The 594-nt window shown below is 44.8% G+C and carries 1 protein-coding gene and 2 pseudogenes; all 3 read right to left on the bottom strand.

Annotation, left to right across the window (positions count from 1 at the left end; translation table 11 throughout):
• A pseudogene (locus ACFINY_RS09920) lies at window positions 1–143 on the bottom strand (late control protein); the annotation flags it as partial.
• Window positions 134–388, bottom strand: a complete 255-nt coding sequence (locus ACFINY_RS09925) for a tail protein X (protein ID WP_375611304.1) — start codon at window positions 386–388, stop codon at window positions 134–136. The pseudogene ACFINY_RS09920 and the gene ACFINY_RS09925, both read right to left, overlap by 10 nt.
• A pseudogene (locus ACFINY_RS09930) lies at window positions 385–594 on the bottom strand (phage tail protein); the annotation flags it as partial. The pseudogene ACFINY_RS09930 and the gene ACFINY_RS09925, both read right to left, overlap by 4 nt.

Consider the following 594-nt stretch of genomic DNA (forward strand, 5'->3'; position numbering starts at 1 on the left):
TCAAACTCTGCTTCAAATGTATCGGCTTCATTCCCGGCATGATCCGTGATAGTTGCGGTTAAAAGACGCTGGTAAAAAACCTCATGAACAGGTTTGTCTCCCACCTTGACCACAATAAAAGGGTGTGTACGCATTAATCCCATAACCGCTTCACCATGCTTTGAGGATTAGACAACACAAATTCAGGCAGCATGACCTTTAAGCCCCGTGGTAAAAACACACCATATTTGGCAATCTCTGGATTGGCTTCCAGTGTGGCTTCTAAATAGCCGTTTAGTCCCCCAACTTGAGAACGGTCCCCTAACACAGCCATGACATGGTGAAAGCAAAGGAGATCGAGGCTCATATCCTCTAGCTCTACAACAACATGTTTTTCTGGTATCTTCATAGAGTTTGTCCCTCTTGGTAATACCCCATTTGATATTGTCCCTCTTGGTATTGTCCTTGTGGTTTTCCGCCATTAAAAAAGGGCAAGAGCGTAATGGAATAGCGGATGCGCTGGGATTGACCAGAGCGACTGATATAGTCGTGGTCTTTATTGATCGTGGTGATTACTACGGATCCATGGAGAAGGACACTATAGGTCGTATCATT

Source organism: Bartonella sp. AA23NXGY, assembly GCF_042197165.1.
Taxonomy (GTDB): domain Bacteria; phylum Pseudomonadota; class Alphaproteobacteria; order Rhizobiales; family Rhizobiaceae; genus Bartonella.

Excerpts from the sequence above, each read along its gene's own strand:
- ACFINY_RS09925 (WP_375611304.1), bottom strand. The coding sequence starts at position 388 with ATGAAGATACCAGAAAAACATGTTGTTGTAGAGCTAGAGGATATGAGC.